We start from the raw sequence: 15,775 nt of genomic DNA, 5'->3' as shown, positions 1-15,775 counted from the left end.
GAACAGAACCTCCAAGATGTTCTCGGCAAATACTCATCAGCGGCTCACACCATCCCGCCTCGCTGAAAATGAGCGTACTTTGCGTCGCTTCTTTTCACAGGTTATGCAATTTGAACTTGTCTCATTACTGCGTAGCCGTAAGCGGCCTCGCACACTATCTTTAAAATCATAACATTCAACGCATACGCCGATGCTGCGTCATTTTCAAAGCTGATGTCTTCCGCCAAATAGGCTTTAACTTCGGCTTCTATTTTTTCTTTTATCATGACGCGAAGATCCTTTTTTTCAATTAAGAGAGGATGGCTTCTTTGATCAAAAGATAGATCGCGATCAATACCATTGGATCGAACGTATCGATTTAAATCCCTCTCATAGAGCAAATGCTCACGCATATCCTGCACGGATGTGCAGCGAATACGCCGCGCGTGGGGATGGGTCATATAGTCACAAAGATAATGACTGATGACGCCGATTTTATAGCTGATAGCATGAACTAAAAGCTTTCGCCACGGCGTGTCGTGAATAATCTCAGACATGTAAGGAACTAAACGAACGATATTTTCAACGATATAATCGATGCTTTCGTCGTAGTAATGGGGAATAAATTTGTATTTCGGATAAATGTCGGGCGCAATCGATCCACGCAAAAGCTTGGATCGGTCGAGTTCGACGCCGAAGGTGGAGCTCATATATTGATCCAACGCTCCGGCGATCATCCTATGTGTTTCAGGTACCATGGACACTCCTTTATCACTACTCAATACCATACAATTATATCAAAAATTCGTCGAATTGCAATTTATTGGTAGGGATATTTGTATTTTCCAAATTGATCGTGGATTGTCGTCCACACATCGGGAGTTTCAAAGCCTAAACGCCATGAGGAAATGCCCGCAAGATTATATTTTCTCATGAGAGAAACTTTCCATGCGACGGACTCTCCGTTTTCGATCCAAATTTTTTCCGATTTCCCGTTTACATCTTGCTGAATGGCGTATTGTTTTGCATCGTCATCCCATACGGGTTTTAATTTATGAGATGCAACATAGTCGGACGTCGTCTTCATACCGACCGCTTGCGACGTCATTTTGGAATTTTGTTCCTGCCACAAGCGGGCATAGAAAGGAACGGATAAAATGAATTTTTCCGGCGGGATATCTTTCAAACTTAAATTGACATTACCCTCTACCCATTTATATTCCGCTACGGAACCGGCTTTTTGCGATGTGCCCCAATGTTGATCGTATGCCATGAGTACGACATAATCACTTACCTTTGCTAAGGCCTTACGATCGTATAGCTCGTCTTCAACATCTTTTGAAATTTGCGGCGTCACACAGACGGAAACTAAAAGATTTTCCGCCTTGGCAGCTTCTGCAACTTCACGAACAAAGGTCGTAATGCCGTCGCGATCTTCCAGCTTCGTGTTTTCGAAGTCGATATTAATACCTTTCATACCGTAGGATTTCGTCAAATTAACGAGTAAACCAACGGCCTTTTGGCGAGCTTCTTTATTTTGCAGGAAGGCGTGGGTCAATTCGGGATCGAAGCTGTTATCTAAATAGGCCCAAGTGTCGATGCCTAATTTAGCATAATTTTCTACATAGCGAATATCCCCGCGATCTTTAATTTCACCATTGGCATTTTCAATAGAAAACCACGTGGGAATAACGACATCTAAACCTTCAATGGGCTTGATGTTTTGAATGACGCTGTCCTTCACTTGTCCGTAAGTGTAATCGTAGGTAATATTAAGCGGCTTTTTCACTGCTGAATAGGTTGACTCGTCGCTTTTTTTCACGTATTCACCGTCGATCGTGTCGACCGAAATATTATCTTTACGAATCCACCCTAAGAGGCCATCGCGTTCACGCACATGGAACCAATCGCCTTCTTTTCCAAAGACGATAAGATCACTGTCGGCTTTAAGGGTTGCCATAATGGGCGAGTCTGTCGTAGCCTTTTCACGTAAATTAACGCCATCGCCGGAAAGTTTACCGGTGGCGTATTCCGTGTTGCGATCGTCAATCAGCAGAACATTTTTATCTTTGTTGTAATGCATAATGACGTGATAGTCGTACACAAAGGCTTCTACAGGGACGAATATTTGATCGCCTTTTTTGACGATGGGATCGCGCAAACCAATTTTGCCACCGTTAACCGTTCCTTCTTTACTATCCAAAGGAAGAATTTTTTCGCCAAGTTTATTATTAAATATAACGGCCTTCTTACCTTCATCGTAGTGGGCCGTTTTATCGAAATTTTCGTGAATACCTTCTAAGGAAATATAAAACTGGCCGTCTTCACGCATGGTCTGCTCTTTTGGTAAAACGTGGTCTCCGTAAATAATATGAAAGGATTCGGAAAATTTCGAGTATTGATTATTTCCCTTTAGCTTATTCAAAACGGTAAAGCCACCAAATAAAAGGATGGCGAAGACCAGGAGTATTGTAAATAATTTTTTCATGGCACCTGCTACTTTCCAAGTTCAATGTACAAAGAATAGGCATCGCGTTCGCAATGCCTATTTACATTAAAACTTCTTTTCTTTAACCTTTGCTGCCTTACCTTGACGAGAACGTAAATAGTAAAGTTTTGCGCGACGTACTTTACCGCGTTTCGTAACTTTGATTTCCGCGATTCTCGGAGAATGTACAGGGAAAGTTCTTTCCACGCCTACGCCATAGGATAATCTTCTAACGGTGAATGTTTCGTTGATGCCGCCGCCTTGACGTTTAATAACCGTACCTTCGAACGCTTGAACACGCTCTCTGGAACCTTCGATAATGCGGTAGTTTACGACAACCGTATCCCCTACTCTAAATTCGGGTACATTGTCTTTTAATTGTTCTTGCTCAATGGATTTAATGATGTCCATTCTTCTCCTCCTTAATCTGTTTTTTTAATGCTCTCAAATAATCTATATCGGATGAAGAGAGTTCGGCCGATCCCAAAAGATCGGGGCGACGTAAGTAAGTCACTTTGAGAGACTCTTTTCGTCGATAGTCTTCAATTTTTTTATGGTTTCCACTTAATAGAATATCGGGCACTCGGTAACCTCTAAAGTTATAAGGTCTTGTATAGTGACCGTGCTCTAAAAGTCCACTTGAGTGTGATTCTTCGATTGCGGAATCTTGATTGCTCAGGACTCCCGGCACTAAACGGCTTACAGCATCGATTAAAATCATAGAACCTAACTCTCCGCCGGAAAGCACATAGTCGCCAATGGATATTTCCTCATCGATGTAATGATCCAATACCCGTTGATCGATGCCTTCATAATGGCCGTTGACGAGGACGATGTGCTTCTTCTCGGAAAGCTCTTCCACCTTTTCCTGGGTCAAAACCTTTCCTCTGGGAGAGAGGTGGACGACGTGTCCTTCCCAACCCCGATTTTTCAAAATCGCATCTACTACCGGTTGTGGCTGTATAACCATTCCCGGTCCTCCGCCGTACCCGTAGTCGTCAACATTATTGTGCTTGTCTAGGGTATAGTCGCGAATATTGACACATTCCAGAGAAATGAGCCCCGACTGAATACCTCTGCCGATGACCGAATAGTCCGCCATGGATTCTACGAATTCCGGAAAAAGCGACAGTACGGTAAACCTCATGACAGCATCCCCTCAATGGGATCGACGATAATGCGATCTTCTTCTACGCTTTTTATAAAAGCGCCGACAAAGGGAATTAAATGTTCTTTTCCCTCATCCCGAATGACGAGAATATCGTTAACGTGCTGCGTTAAAATGTCGGAAACGTTACCGATGGAATCCCCTTCCACAGTATAAACGGGAAGATCAATTAAATCATCTATGAAGAATTGTCCTTCTTCCAGCGGTTTTCGATCTTCAAGGGGAATGTAAAGTTTCACGCCGCGAAGACGCTCCGATGCATTTCTGTCGTCGATGCCTTCGATTTTCAAAAGCACCATGGATTTTTGAACCGAAGACGATTCAATTTCTCTGAGCGATGTATCATCACCCAAGTAAATTCTTTGAATTTCCGCTAAGCGCTCGGGGGTGTCCGTCGACGGGTAAACTTTTACCATTCCTCGGATACCGTGAGCCGATGTTATTTCGCCGACGAGAACTTTATCTTTCTCGTTCATCGAAATCCACCGATACCATCACTTGCTCCTTTGTGCCTACGGCTTTAATAATGCTTCGGATCGAGCGGGCAATTTTTCCTTGCCGACCGATCACTTTCCCCATGTCTTCAGGTGCAATATACACTTGAATATGGACCCGATCTTCTTCTCTCGTTTCAATAACTTCGACAGCGTCGGGATTATCAACGAGTTTCGAGACGATGTAGCAAACTAATTCCTCCACAGTCTCACCTCCTCAAGTGGTTGAAACTTACGCTTCTTCAGTAGCTTCTGCGGCTTCTTCAACTTCTTCGGATTCTACAGCTTCTTCTGCTTCCTCTTCTGTTGCTTCTTCAGCAGCTTCTTCTTCGGCTTTTGCTGCTTCCGCTTCAGCTTGAGCTTTAGCTTCTTCGGCTTCTTTTGCCTTACGTTCTTTAGCTTCTTCGTCGAGACGATCTAATTCAGCTTCGCGTTCAGCGCGTGCTTTAGCTTCTTGTGCTCTTACTTCATCGCGTTTAGCTTTTTGAACGTCGGTATTGTCATAATTGCCGGTAGCTTCGTACACTGCATTTTCTTTGAAAAGACGATCGACGGTGGTCGTCGGTTTTGCGCCGTTTTTAATCCAGTTGTTAGCTTTGTCTGCATCAACTTTTAAGATCTTCGGTTCCGTTAAGGGATTGTAGTAACCAATCTCTTCGATGAAACGACCATCTCTAGGTTTTCTGGATTCTGCCACTACAATTCTGTAAAAAGGACTTTTCTTAGAACCCATTCTTTTTAATCTGATTTTTACTGCCATTCTATCCTCCCAAAAATTTCTGTTTAAAAGGGAAAAGGCATCTTCATTTTTCGTTTGCCTTTTCCGCCACTCATGGCTCCCAGTTTCTTCATCATCTTCTTAAGATCTTTAAACTGTTTCAGAAGCCCGTTAACCTGCCTAACATCGGTGCCTGAGCCCTGTGCAATGCGCTTTCTGCGCGAACTGTCGATGATTTCAGGATGTGTTCTTTCCTTTTTCGTCATCGATTGAATAATCGCCTCGACGCGGGCAAATTCTTTTTCGTCGATTTTCATATTCTTCAAGGCCTTGTTGTTCATACCCGGCAACATGCCGAGAAGATCTTCCAAGGGACCGAGCTTTCGCATTTGTTGCATTTGATCCAGGAAATCGTCAAATGTAAAAGTTTGCGATCGAATTTTTTCTTCTAATTCTTTCGCCTTTTTTTCATCTACGAATTCTTCCGCTTTTTCGATTAAACCGACGACGTCTCCCATTCCAAGAATGCGCTTCGCCATGCGATCGGGGTGGAACACCTCGAGGGCATCGAGTTTTTCCCCTAATGCGATAAATTTAATCGGAACATCCGTAACCGAACGAATGGATAGTGCCGCACCGCCCCGGGCGTCACCGTCGAGCTTCGTTAAAACGACGCCCGTTATGGAAACTGCATCGTGGAATGACTGTGCTACTTGAACGGCATCTTGACCGGTCATTGCATCTAATACCAGGAGAATTTCCGTAGGGTTAGTAGCTTCCTTAATGCCTTTAATTTCATCCATTAAGGCTTCGTCCACGTGAAGGCGGCCTGCCGTATCGATTATAACCACGTCGTTACCTTTCGCCTTGGCATGGCGTAAACTATTCGACGCGATTTCTATAGGATCGGCATCGGTTCCTTCCGAATAAACGGGAACATCGATTTGTGAAGCCAATACTTCCAGCTGCTTGATGGCCGCCGGTCGATAGACGTCACAGGCAACAAGCAAAGGTCTTTTATTTTGTTTCTTTAAAAGACGGGCAAGCTTTGTCGTGGTCGTGGTTTTACCGGCCCCCTGAAGGCCCGCCATAAGAATAACCGTCGGGTTTTTAGAAAAATCGATTTTTTTGGCATCGTCACCCATAAGAGAGGATAACTCTTCCATTACGATTTTAATAACTTGTTGCCCCGGCGTTAAACTCTCCATGACATCGGAACCGAGGGAACGTTCCTTCACTCGCTTCACGAAGTTTTTTACCACTCTAAAGTTGACGTCGGCTTCTAAAAGTGCCAGTTTAACCTCACGCATGGCCTCATCGACATCTTGCTCGGTAACTTTTCCTTTTCCGCGCAATTTTCCGATAGTGCCTTGCAATTTGTCGGCAAGGGATTCAAATATCATAGTATCCCTCCTTATCTATACGAGATTTTATCGAGTGAATAAGCTTAAGAAAAGCCGGATCGTCGGAAAAAGCTTTTAGTTCATCCAATTCTCTTTGAATGTACTTGGCATCTTCTTCCCATTTATGATTTTTTTCAGCTAATCTTAACGACTCTTCAAAGGCAGTCAGTGCCGCTTCCCCTCGTTTAATATTTTCGGAAACAGCCTGCTTTGAAGTGTTGACGATATCGGAAATTTCATTTAAAGAATAATCTTCCCGATAATAGAGATCCATCACTTGTTTTTGCTTTTCGCTCAATAATTGATCGTATAAATCCAGCAAAACATTGATGTGTATTGTCTTATCCATGATCACTCCCATAAAAAACAGGGTCAGGTTAAATCCTTGACCCTGTGAATTATACTATCTCTGCGGTTTAATGTCAATAATCAATTCCTAAAATTTCATCTACCGTCTTATAGCGCTTGCCGTCTTTTAAATAAACTTTAGGTAGTCGTTTCTTAAAATGTGTGCAGAAGGATGTGGGGATTTCATTATTCGCTTTTGCAAGCTCCTCTACCGTAATCTCTTCATCCCCTTGGCGACCGAGGATGACCACTTCATCGCCGACTTCACAGTCTACGCCTGTCACATCTACCATCATTTGATCCATGCAAATTCTGCCGATTTGCGGGCAACGCTTCCCGCCAACTAAGACATCGAATTTCTCAGACATGGATCTCTCCATTCCGTCGGCATAACCGATGGGGAGTGTGGCGACTTTTGTTTCGCGATCGGTCGTGTAAATCTGTCCGTAACTGATTCCTTCTCCCGGACCGATGATTTTAACGTGAGCAATGTCGGCTTTTAATTGGGCAATAAAACGAATATCGTAATCCTTACCCGCAGGATCGCCTTCCGCCGTGCCATATTGGATAATACCGGGGCGTACGTACTCAAGATCGAATTCTCTGAAATTCATAATAGCATGAGAGTTCGACACATGACGTTTTAGCCGTATATTTCGCTTGGCAAGCTCCTTAACAAACCAATCGTAGCGTTGGAATTGTTTTTTTGTAAATTCAGGGTCGGTGTCGGCCTTGGCAAAGTGCGTAAACATACCCTTAATTTCGATATGATCCATTTTACTGATAGCTTCTACAGCATCTACGCTTTCTCCACAGGGTCTAAAACCGATACGATTCATTCCCGTATCGACTGCAATATGAACGCCGGCCTTTATCCCCATGCGCGCCGCCAGGTCATTTAACTCCTTCGCCACATCCAATCGATAAAGCGCCATATCAATTTTGTTTTCGATCATGCTGCCGGCCGCTTCTTGGGGAGTAAAACCTAAAACCAGTATTTCAACGGATGGCAAAGATTTTCGCAAGGATATTCCCTCATTGCCCGAGGCTACGGCGAAATGATTTACGCCGCTTTCAACCATAACCTTTGCAATTTCCACGGCGCCGAATGAGTACGCATCGGCCTTTACAATGGAAATAATGTCCGTATTTTCTTTTAAATGGCTCTTAATTTCCTCGATATTGTGTTTTACTTGATCGAGATCGACTTCAAGCCATGCAGGTCTTGTAATCAGAATATGCACCTCTTCTTCATCTTCCTATTGTTTCACTTCTCAGAAATGATTTAGTTGATTAGAAATACATTCTATTACCCATTGACGAGTGCATCTGCGAATTCTTCTCCGGAAAATTCCTGTAAATCATTCATCCCTTCGCCAACGCCTATGAGTTTAATCGGTATATCCAGCTCTTGAATTAATGGTAATACTACGCCGCCTTTCGCCGTGCCGTCAAGTTTTGTCAAGACGATTCCCGTTAAATGCGTAACTTCGTCAAAGGATTTGGCCTGTAAAATTGCATTTTGACCTGTGGTGGCATCGAGTACCAAAAGGGATTCTTTTTGAGCATTGGGAGATTCTTTTTCGATGATACGATGAATCTTTTCCAGCTCGTTCATAAGATTTTTCTTATTGTGAAGACGCCCTGCCGTATCGCAAATCAAAACGTCGATATTTCTCGCTTTTTGTGCCTGAATAGCATCAAAAACGACGGCGGCAGGATCTGCCCCTTCTTTATGGCTGATCACCGTTACACCTGAACGTTCACCCCAAGTTTCCACTTGTTCGATGGCGGCAGCTCGGAAAGTATCGGCTGCGGCGATTAATACGGATTTCCCTTCGCTTTTTAATTTGTGAGCGAGTTTTCCGATGGTCGTCGTTTTTCCCACACCATTCACACCGACGATTAAAATGACAGCGGGTGAAGGTTCAAGGTTTAAACGACTCACATCTCCGTTTTTTTCTAAAATCTTGCGGATTTCTTCAGCAAGAACAGGTTTAACTTCCTTCGGATCTTGAATTTGCTTTTCGCGAATACTGTCGCGCAAATTATCGATAAGGGTCATGGTCGTTTCCATGCCGATATCCGATGAAATTAAAAGATCTTCAAGGTCTTCGATCATGTCCTCGTCGATTTTTACGTAATTACCCAAGATATCGTTGATCTTGTAGTTCATATCGTCGCGGGTTTTGGAAAGCCCGGCTTTTAAACGACCAAACCAACCGATCTTTTCTTCTTCTACTTCGTCTTCGTCTTCTTCAACTTCATCTTGTGACGCTTCCTCAGGTTCGATTTCATCCGTTTCAGTAAAATCCGGCTCGTCGAAGCTTTCTTCAACCTCTACATCATCGATTTCATCTACATCGTCATCTTCGATATTTTCTACTTCTTCAATTTCTTCGAAAACAGTTTGGTCTTCATCCGTTGCATCGTCATCTTCTTGTAGATGGGATTTTTCCGAAACTACTTCCGTTTCTTGAATGGGCTGACCTTCCTTTGGCTCATCAGTTGGTTCTCTACGGTCGAATGAATATTTTTCCGTGACAACTTCATCTTTCGGAGCTTCCGTCACAGCCTCATTGTCAGGTAAAGTCTTTTCGCCGCCTTCAATTTCTTCATCCGTCAGTTCCTTATCTTCTATGAATTCTACCTGAAAGTCTTCTTCAACAGATTCCAGCTCTTCAGTTTCTTCGGTATTTTCAAGTTCCTCGGTTAAAGACTCTTCTTTATCTTCTGTTTCCTCATTTGGATTGAATTTCTTTTTCAGCCACTCCAACATGTGCTTCGACCTCCTCTAATTCCAAGAATAAAATTCTGGAGATTCCTTTTTCTTCCATGGTAACGCCATAGAGTTGATTGGCCATTTCCATGGTTTGCTTACGGTGGGTAATCATAATAAATTGCATATCGTCGATATGTTTAACGTAATGTGAATAACGTCTAATATTGGCGTCGTCCAGCGCAGCGTCGATTTCATCGACAATACAGAACGGGGACTGACGCATTTTTAAAAGAGCGAATAAAAGGGCTACGGCCGTCATAGAGCGCTCGCCACCGGAAAGTAAGCTTAATGATTGAAGCTTCTTTCCCGGCGGACGTGCACTGATTAAAATGCCCGCTTCCAAAATATCTCCTTCTTCCCAAGCGAGAGAGGCTTCCCCGCCCTGGAAGAGCTGCTTAAAGATATCGTTAAAGTAACCGTTAATCAGCACGACGGCCTCATCTAACTGTTTACGCATTTCCCTATCCAATTGGCGAATCATTTTCTCCAACTTCTCTTTCGAAAGTAAAAGATCCTCCCGTTGATCGGATAAGAAAGTAACACGCTCATTCCACGCCTCATATTGCTCCAGGGCATCTCCGTCTACCGGGCCGATCGCAGCAATTTTATCGGAAAGTTTTTTAGATTTTTGCCGTAAACTCGTAATGGATTCGCCTTCGATTTCCTCAAGACCTTCAGGCTTTTCCATGGTTTGCAGTTGTTGCGTCGATTCATTATACGCTTTTTCAGCATCTTCTAAACGGTTGTTTAAGCTGACCAACTCTTTTTCTTTGGAGAAAATGGATTCCCTCAACACATTGAGTTCATCGCTTAAATCCCTTAGCCCTTTACGACCTTCGCCATAATCATCTTGTAGATTTTTAAGCTCTTGTTCAAGGGATAATCTATTTTCTTCAAGGGCATCCGTTTCCGGTGTACGCTCATTAATGATCGAGTGGACCTGGTTAAGCTCCAAGTTTATTTCATCTATATTGCCGTGCGCAATTTCCATTTCTCTTTGCACATGCTCAAGGCGTGTCCGTGCTTGATCTCGTTTGATCTCGATTTCACGAGTTTCAGAAATAAGTTTTTGATGGGTAACTTTTTCTTCTGAAAGCAAATCTCGTTTGCTCTCCAACTCTTTGGAAAGAACATCGTCATCAGATTCCGTTCCGTCGAGAAGAGAGGCTAAATCACTGTCGATGGATTGGAGGATCGAACGCTTTTCTTCACGTTCCCCACTATCTTTCGAAATAGCTTCCTCTTCTTTTTCGATTTCGCCCGTAATGGATGCAATTTGATCCACACTGTTGTTAATAGAAGAAGCCAACCTGCGCAAAGTTTCTTCTAATTTTTGGTTGGACAGTTCTTGTTCTTTAAAAGCGGCAACATTATTTTTAAGATTTTCCTCGCCGTTTTCTATATCGCCGAGAAGCTCCGCTCTGCGATTTAAGATGTTGCGAAGTTCATTTTCCGCAGCTGCCTTATCGCGGCTTTTCTTGTCGATTTCCGCCTCGCGATTATATAAATCCAATGAGGTGTTTTTTGACTGCCCGCCGGTAACGGCGCCGCCGGCCTGAAACACATCGCCTCCCTTTGTGACGATGCGGTATTTATAGTTCAGGTCTCTCGCGAGTTGTTTCCCATCTTCCGCATTTTCTACAAGTAAAATACGACCGAGCAAATGAAGGGCGACGGGTCGAATATCCTCGTCACATTGAATGCAATCCGATGCGAGTTTAAATTTAATGGAACTTTTCTGCTCAATGCCCCTTTCCATTGTGCGGATCTTTAAATTATTAATGGGCAAAAAAGTGATGCGGCCCATCTTTTTGCGCTTTAAATATCCTAGAATATCGCCAATGTAACGATCGTCCTTTAAAATGATGTTTTGACCGCTAAAGCCCAGTGCCGTCGAAACGGCCAAGGTGTATTCATGATCGATCCTAAAAGAATCTGCCACCGGCCCGATAACCGATGAAGCGAAATGTTCGCCGCCATAGGATTTCAGGAATTGTTTTACCGCATATTGAAAGCCCTCGTGATTATCTTTTAATTTGACGAGGTAATCATGCTCTCTTGCCAAAGATTCTATTTTCAATTTAAGGGGCATGGTTTCATTATCCAACGTGGCAATGGATTCTTTTAAGTGGTTTTGGCGATCCTGTTCCTTGCCGATTTCCTCCCCAAGCGATTTCAACTTTTCTTTTAAAGTCGTTTCTTTTGTCTTATAGCCCGCTAAAGATTCCTTTAAGGCTTTGTATTCGCCATCGAGTTGCGTTTTTCGATCCTTTAAACGATCTAAGCGTTCATGGCGTTCTTCGAGCAAATAATCCAAAGCCTGTTTGCGAGATTCAGCGTCGTGACGGAGATTCTTTAGCCGATCTTCCTCCGCCTGCCTGCTTCTCTCCCCTTCATCTCGTAGCGCTACTTTTTCTCTCAGCTTTTCCAAAGAATTGGCAATCTCATCGATTTCGACTTGCTTTTCATTTTGCTTTGTTTGAGCTTCTTCTAACAGAATCTCCGTTTTTTCCAGCTCACTTTTAAGATTCTCCGCCTCTTCATTAAGCTGTTCCGTCTTTCCTTTTTCATCCGCAAGTCGATGATTTAAGGTTTCTTGTTGTTCATTTTTTAACTGCAAAAGCCCTGCAAGCTGTTCCTTTTTTTGCACAAGCGCTAAAAGGCCGTCGTGAAGTTCCGATTCCCGTCCCGTGAACGTTTCTAAACTTTCTTCCAGAGCTTTTCGTTCATCTTCTTTCGCATTAAAAAGGCAACGCTCTTTATCTCGTTCTTCTTCAACCTTGCGGCAAGACTCCGTAATGTTTCGCCGCTTCTCATCGGATGAAGTCGATTCTCGAAGGGCCAATGCATAAGTATAGAGATGGTGATCTTTTTCCAAGGCGTCGATGGCGAGCGCTTTTTCCCTTCGCTCTTCCATATCCTCGCGTCGGCTTAACAATTCGGAGTAAATGTCGTCGATCCGATCGATATGATCCGAAGTCTTCGTTAAATTCCGCACCGTCTCTTCTTTTCTCAGCTTGTATTTGGATACGCCCGCCGCCTCTTCAAAGGCATGGCGACGATCTTGGGGGCGGGTCGAAAGTATTTCATCAATTTGACCCTGACCAATAAAAGAATAGCCGTTCTTTCCGATGCCGGTATCGAGGAAAATCTCCCGAATATCTTTTTGACGCACTCTTTTCTTATTAATGGCATACTGGCTTTCTCCAGAACGGAAGTATTTTCTGGAGATGGAAAGTTCTTCGTAAGGCAAATCAAAAAAGCCGTCCTTATTGTCGAATACGAGGACGACCTCTGCATAATTAACCCCTTGTTGCCGATCGGTCCCGCTAAAAATAACGTCTTCCATCTTATTTCCGCGCAGTTGCTTAACACTGGATTCACCGAGAGCCCACATAATAGCATCGACAATATTGCTCTTGCCGCTTCCATTAGGCCCCACAATGGCGGTAATGTCCTCGGAAAATTGAATCCGTGTGCGCTTGGCAAAGGATTTAAAGCCGTATAATTCCATTTCAATTAAGTGCATAGCATCATCTTTCTTTTATAATTACACTACCGTTCGTCTCGTCTTTTAAAATATTAAAACGAATGGGGCCGAATCTATCTTCCAACAATTTCCGACCGTAACCCCTCGGCCCTATTATGCGATTAATTTCTCCGGAAGATGCCCCAATTTCACCAATAGAGTCATAGAGGCAAAGAAGTTTCTCCACACGGCGTTTCGATTCAGCGAATTCTCTAAAATTATCATCATAAGGGCCTTCGACATAGTCCTCCCGATCCATCTGAGGAAGCCCTACGCGTATGACGGGAATATGATGGCATTCATAAAAATCCAATAGATCAGCTGATATGGCGATAGCCTTATTTAAGCTAAGGGGGCGATAGCTTCCTTCCAGATATCGCTCGTAAAGTGCTGTGTTCTCAAATACAACCGTAGGATAGATTCTGACAAAGTCGGCGTATTGTACGATCCACTTCGCAGTATCCTTATCCTTTTCATAAGTATCTTCCGGCAGGCCGATCATTTGCTGTAGTCCCAAGGATAATCCGTGACTTTTTGCAAGGCGAACTGTCTTTTCCATGGTTGCCAAGTCCAATCCTCGCATGGACTCTGACAGTACCTGATGATCGATGGATTGAATGCCGAATTCAATGGTCTTCACCCCTGCCGCCTTTAAACGTATAAAATCTTCAGAGGTTAATTGTTCAGGTCGCGTCGACAGGCGAATGGATGAAATGTCGCCACTTTTAATAAAGGGCCCTACAGCGGAAAGTAATTCTGTTTGTCGCTCTAGTGACAGCATGGTAAAGGTTCCGCCGTAAAAAGCAGCCTCCGCCGAATCGCTTCCCATTCGATGCAGACCCTCTAAAATTTCTTCCCTTACATCTTCTCCGGTTTTAAAAGAAGAAGCGCCGGTAATGCGGTTTTGATCGCAGTAAACGCATTTTATCGGACATCCGGAGAAGGGAATAAAAATAGGAATAATATTACACTTCGCCATGATCGATCTTTTCTATAAGTGCCTCGGCAGCACTGTTTTCGGCACTTTTCTTATTGCGTCCTCTTCCCGCTGCCAGCCTTTTTCCGGAAATCCAAACTTCCGCTTCGAAACGATCTTCATTGCCCAGAGCTGCCGGATTGATTTCATGGGTCGTGTAACTCAAGACATTGTCGCGGTATCGTTTTTGCATAATCTCCTGTACTCGCGATTTATAATCATCGTCGATGGTGACATCATATTGCAAAAGCGTCTTTTCAACAAAATACTTTGCACTCTCGAAACCCCGGTCGAGATAAATTGCCGCCACAAGAGCCTCGTAAAGATCATCGATTTGAACATTATACTTCTCGTCACGGCGAAGTTCTGTGCCCATTAAGAGAAAGTCCGACAAGTTTAAATCTCGAGCCGCTCGCTTTAAGGACTTTTCCCTCACAAAAGCCGAACGATATTTCGTAAGCATCCCCTCGTTGTAACGTCCGCGATGAAATAAATAATCTCCCACGATAAAATTTAGAACACTATCGCCTAAAAACTCCAAACGTTCATAGGAATTGGTGTTATGTTCTTTGGCGTAGGTTTTATGAGTAAATGCCGCTTCCAATAGAGACTTATCTTTAAAATGAATCCCTATTTTCTCTTCCAGAATAGTGAAATCCACTAGATGTCTAATTCCTCTACTAAATCGAGGACATCGCCGACTGTGCGCACTTGTTCCAGTTTTTCCTCGTCCACTTCAATGCCGAACTCATCTTCTAAACTCATAATTAATTCTACGAGCTCAATGGAATCTTGGTTTAAATCATCGACAAAATCCATTTCAGGTTCTAAATCTTCCGGCTCCATATTGAGCTGTTCGGCAATAATTTGTAACACTTTTTCTTTCATAGTAACGATCCTCCCCTTATTCTTTAATCATTTTAATTAACGCTTTAGTCGCCGATACAATGGCCTCTTCATCTGAGGAACCGTGAGCTTTAAATAAGGGCTTTTTCAATCCCAATAAAGGCACGCCACCGTATCGAGTATAGTCGAGAGCTCCAAGGGCTTCCTTTGCGAACTTCCCAACCCATGCTTGAACTTCAGGACTGCAATCTTCTCGCATCAATCCGCTTTTTAACGCGTGTTGCACGTAACCGATAACCCCTTCCATGCTTTTCAACATTACATTACCGGCGAATCCGTCACACACGATAACATCGCTGCTTTTAAATAAAACGTCTCGCGCTTCCACATTGCCGTAAAAATTCGGAAGATTTTCTTCAAAAAGTTCGTAGGCATCTTTTGTCTGACGGTTGCCCTTGCCTTTTTCCGTCCCGACATTTAAAAGCCCGACGGACGGATTCTCTACTCCTTCCACATGGGAAAGGTAATCCGCACCCATCTTGGCAAAACTCAGGAGCATTTCAGGCGAAGCATCCATATTCGCACCGACATCCAATAATAGTTTAGTTTGAGAGCCGACAGTAAGGATTACCGGAAGCGCTGCACGTTCCACCCCTTCTTGTCGCGAAACGATAAACATACCGCCTGCCAATAAAGCGCCCGTGCTGCCGGCACTAATTACACCGTCCACGCGATCTTCCTTTAAATCGAAAAGAGCACGAACGATTGCACTGTCTTTCTTTTTTCGAATTGCCATCGTCGGGCTCTCATCGCCTTCAATGGATTCGCTGCAGTGGATCACATAATCGGGATCGACGCCGTCAATTACTTTTATACGATCTGCATCGCCATAAAAATATGGCGTACAGTTAAATACTTCTGCGGCTTTCAAAGCACCGCGTACAATAGCTTCGGGCGCGTTATCTCCGCCCTGACAATCATATGCTATTTTCATAATAACCCCTTTGAAAAGAATTTACGCACATACCGTGCACTATCTTCATC

The 15,775-nt window shown here is 43.6% G+C and carries 15 protein-coding genes and 1 pseudogene; all 16 read right to left on the bottom strand.

Annotated features, from left to right (window positions below; genetic code table 11):
- Positions 1-101: 101 nt before the first annotated feature.
- The gene (locus HMPREF1863_RS06990; protein WP_198142729.1) at positions 102-737 is read right to left on the bottom strand and encodes a zinc dependent phospholipase C family protein; all 636 of its coding nucleotides are present in this window, start codon (positions 735-737) and stop codon (positions 102-104) included.
- Between the two features lie 62 nt (positions 738-799).
- Positions 800-2,467, bottom strand: coding sequence for a glycosyl hydrolase family 18 protein (locus HMPREF1863_RS06985; RefSeq protein ID WP_068369116.1), 1,668 nt, complete (start codon positions 2,465-2,467; stop codon positions 800-802).
- 66 nt (positions 2,468-2,533) lie between these two features.
- Positions 2,534-2,878, bottom strand: coding sequence for a 50S ribosomal protein L19 (gene rplS / locus HMPREF1863_RS06980; protein WP_068369113.1), 345 nt, complete (start codon positions 2,876-2,878; stop codon positions 2,534-2,536).
- Positions 2,865-3,614 carry a tRNA (guanosine(37)-N1)-methyltransferase TrmD gene (gene trmD, locus HMPREF1863_RS06975; RefSeq protein ID WP_068369110.1) on the bottom strand — a complete coding sequence of 250 codons (750 nt, stop codon included), beginning with the start codon at positions 3,612-3,614 and terminating at the stop codon, positions 2,865-2,867. The genes rplS and trmD overlap by 14 nt, the downstream gene beginning before the upstream one ends.
- Positions 3,611-4,111 carry a ribosome maturation factor RimM gene (gene rimM / locus HMPREF1863_RS06970; protein ID WP_068369107.1) on the bottom strand — a complete coding sequence of 167 codons (501 nt, stop codon included), beginning with the start codon at positions 4,109-4,111 and terminating at the stop codon, positions 3,611-3,613. The genes trmD and rimM overlap by 4 nt, the downstream gene beginning before the upstream one ends.
- Entirely contained in the window at positions 4,095-4,334 is a 240-nt protein-coding gene (locus HMPREF1863_RS06965) for a KH domain-containing protein (protein ID WP_068369104.1), read from the bottom strand. Before HMPREF1863_RS06965 ends, rimM begins: the two co-directional genes overlap by 17 nt.
- A gap of 309 nt (positions 4,335-4,643) precedes the next feature.
- Positions 4,644-4,889 (bottom strand): annotated as a pseudogene (rpsP, locus tag HMPREF1863_RS09280) (30S ribosomal protein S16); the annotation flags it as partial.
- A 23-nt stretch (positions 4,890-4,912) separates the two neighbouring features.
- Entirely contained in the window at positions 4,913-6,250 is a 1,338-nt protein-coding gene (gene ffh, locus HMPREF1863_RS06955) for a signal recognition particle protein (RefSeq protein WP_068369101.1), read from the bottom strand.
- Positions 6,240-6,599: a YlxM family DNA-binding protein gene (gene ylxM, locus HMPREF1863_RS06950; protein ID WP_068369098.1), complete on the bottom strand. Its 360-nt coding sequence runs from the start codon at positions 6,597-6,599 to the stop codon at positions 6,240-6,242. The genes ffh and ylxM overlap by 11 nt, the downstream gene beginning before the upstream one ends.
- 73 nt (positions 6,600-6,672) lie before the next feature.
- A complete protein-coding gene (alr, locus tag HMPREF1863_RS06945) occupies positions 6,673-7,842 on the bottom strand; it encodes an alanine racemase (protein WP_232300138.1) in 1,170 nt (389 codons plus the stop codon).
- Positions 7,843-7,907: 65 nt separating this feature from the next.
- A complete protein-coding gene (ftsY, locus tag HMPREF1863_RS06940) occupies positions 7,908-9,377 on the bottom strand; it encodes a signal recognition particle-docking protein FtsY (protein WP_083508562.1) in 1,470 nt (489 codons plus the stop codon).
- Positions 9,340-12,909, bottom strand: coding sequence for a chromosome segregation protein SMC (smc, locus tag HMPREF1863_RS06935; RefSeq protein ID WP_068369095.1), 3,570 nt, complete (start codon positions 12,907-12,909; stop codon positions 9,340-9,342). The genes ftsY and smc overlap by 38 nt, the downstream gene beginning before the upstream one ends.
- Before the next feature lie 4 nt (positions 12,910-12,913).
- Positions 12,914-13,888, bottom strand: a complete 975-nt coding sequence (locus tag HMPREF1863_RS06930) for a radical SAM protein (protein ID WP_068369092.1) — start codon at positions 13,886-13,888, stop codon at positions 12,914-12,916.
- Positions 13,875-14,546 carry a ribonuclease III gene (rnc, locus tag HMPREF1863_RS06925; protein ID WP_068369090.1) on the bottom strand — a complete coding sequence of 224 codons (672 nt, stop codon included), beginning with the start codon at positions 14,544-14,546 and terminating at the stop codon, positions 13,875-13,877. The genes HMPREF1863_RS06930 and rnc overlap by 14 nt, the downstream gene beginning before the upstream one ends.
- Complete coding sequence (acpP, locus tag HMPREF1863_RS06920) at positions 14,546-14,773, bottom strand: acyl carrier protein (protein ID WP_068369087.1); 228 nt, start codon at positions 14,771-14,773, stop codon at positions 14,546-14,548. The genes rnc and acpP overlap by 1 nt, the downstream gene beginning before the upstream one ends.
- Before the next feature lie 16 nt (positions 14,774-14,789).
- Positions 14,790-15,725: a phosphate acyltransferase PlsX gene (gene plsX / locus HMPREF1863_RS06915; protein ID WP_068369085.1), complete on the bottom strand. Its 936-nt coding sequence runs from the start codon at positions 15,723-15,725 to the stop codon at positions 14,790-14,792.
- Between the last annotated feature and the right edge of the window lie 50 nt (positions 15,726-15,775).

This window comes from Aedoeadaptatus coxii (assembly GCF_001553115.1).
Lineage (GTDB): Bacteria > Bacillota > Clostridia > Tissierellales > Peptoniphilaceae > Aedoeadaptatus > Aedoeadaptatus coxii.
Note: the sequence above shows the minus strand (reverse complement) of the source record. Positions and strands in the feature narration are given on the sequence as shown.

What these genes read in the sequence shown, in the direction of transcription:
- trmD (WP_068369110.1), bottom strand. Translation starts at nt 3,614, where the DNA reads ATGAGGTTTACCGTACTGTCGCTTTTTCCGGAATTCGTAGAATCCATG.
- ylxM (WP_068369098.1), bottom strand. Translation starts at nt 6,599, where the DNA reads ATGGATAAGACAATACACATCAATGTTTTGCTGGATTTATACGATCAA.
- HMPREF1863_RS06985 (WP_068369116.1), bottom strand. Translation starts at nt 2,467, where the DNA reads ATGAAAAAATTATTTACAATACTCCTGGTCTTCGCCATCCTTTTATTT.
- HMPREF1863_RS06990 (WP_198142729.1), bottom strand. Translation starts at nt 737, where the DNA reads ATGGTACCTGAAACACATAGGATGATCGCCGGAGCGTTGGATCAATAT.
- plsX (WP_068369085.1), bottom strand. Translation starts at nt 15,725, where the DNA reads ATGAAAATAGCATATGATTGTCAGGGCGGAGATAACGCGCCCGAAGCT.
- acpP (WP_068369087.1), bottom strand. Translation starts at nt 14,773, where the DNA reads ATGAAAGAAAAAGTGTTACAAATTATTGCCGAACAGCTCAATATGGAG.
- ftsY (WP_083508562.1), bottom strand. Translation starts at nt 9,377, where the DNA reads ATGTTGGAGTGGCTGAAAAAGAAATTCAATCCAAATGAGGAAACAGAA.
- smc (WP_068369095.1), bottom strand. Translation starts at nt 12,909, where the DNA reads ATGCACTTAATTGAAATGGAATTATACGGCTTTAAATCCTTTGCCAAG.
- HMPREF1863_RS06930 (WP_068369092.1), bottom strand. Translation starts at nt 13,888, where the DNA reads ATGGCGAAGTGTAATATTATTCCTATTTTTATTCCCTTCTCCGGATGT.
- rplS (WP_068369113.1), bottom strand. Translation starts at nt 2,878, where the DNA reads ATGGACATCATTAAATCCATTGAGCAAGAACAATTAAAAGACAATGTA.
- ffh (WP_068369101.1), bottom strand. Translation starts at nt 6,250, where the DNA reads ATGATATTTGAATCCCTTGCCGACAAATTGCAAGGCACTATCGGAAAA.
- rimM (WP_068369107.1), bottom strand. Translation starts at nt 4,111, where the DNA reads ATGAACGAGAAAGATAAAGTTCTCGTCGGCGAAATAACATCGGCTCAC.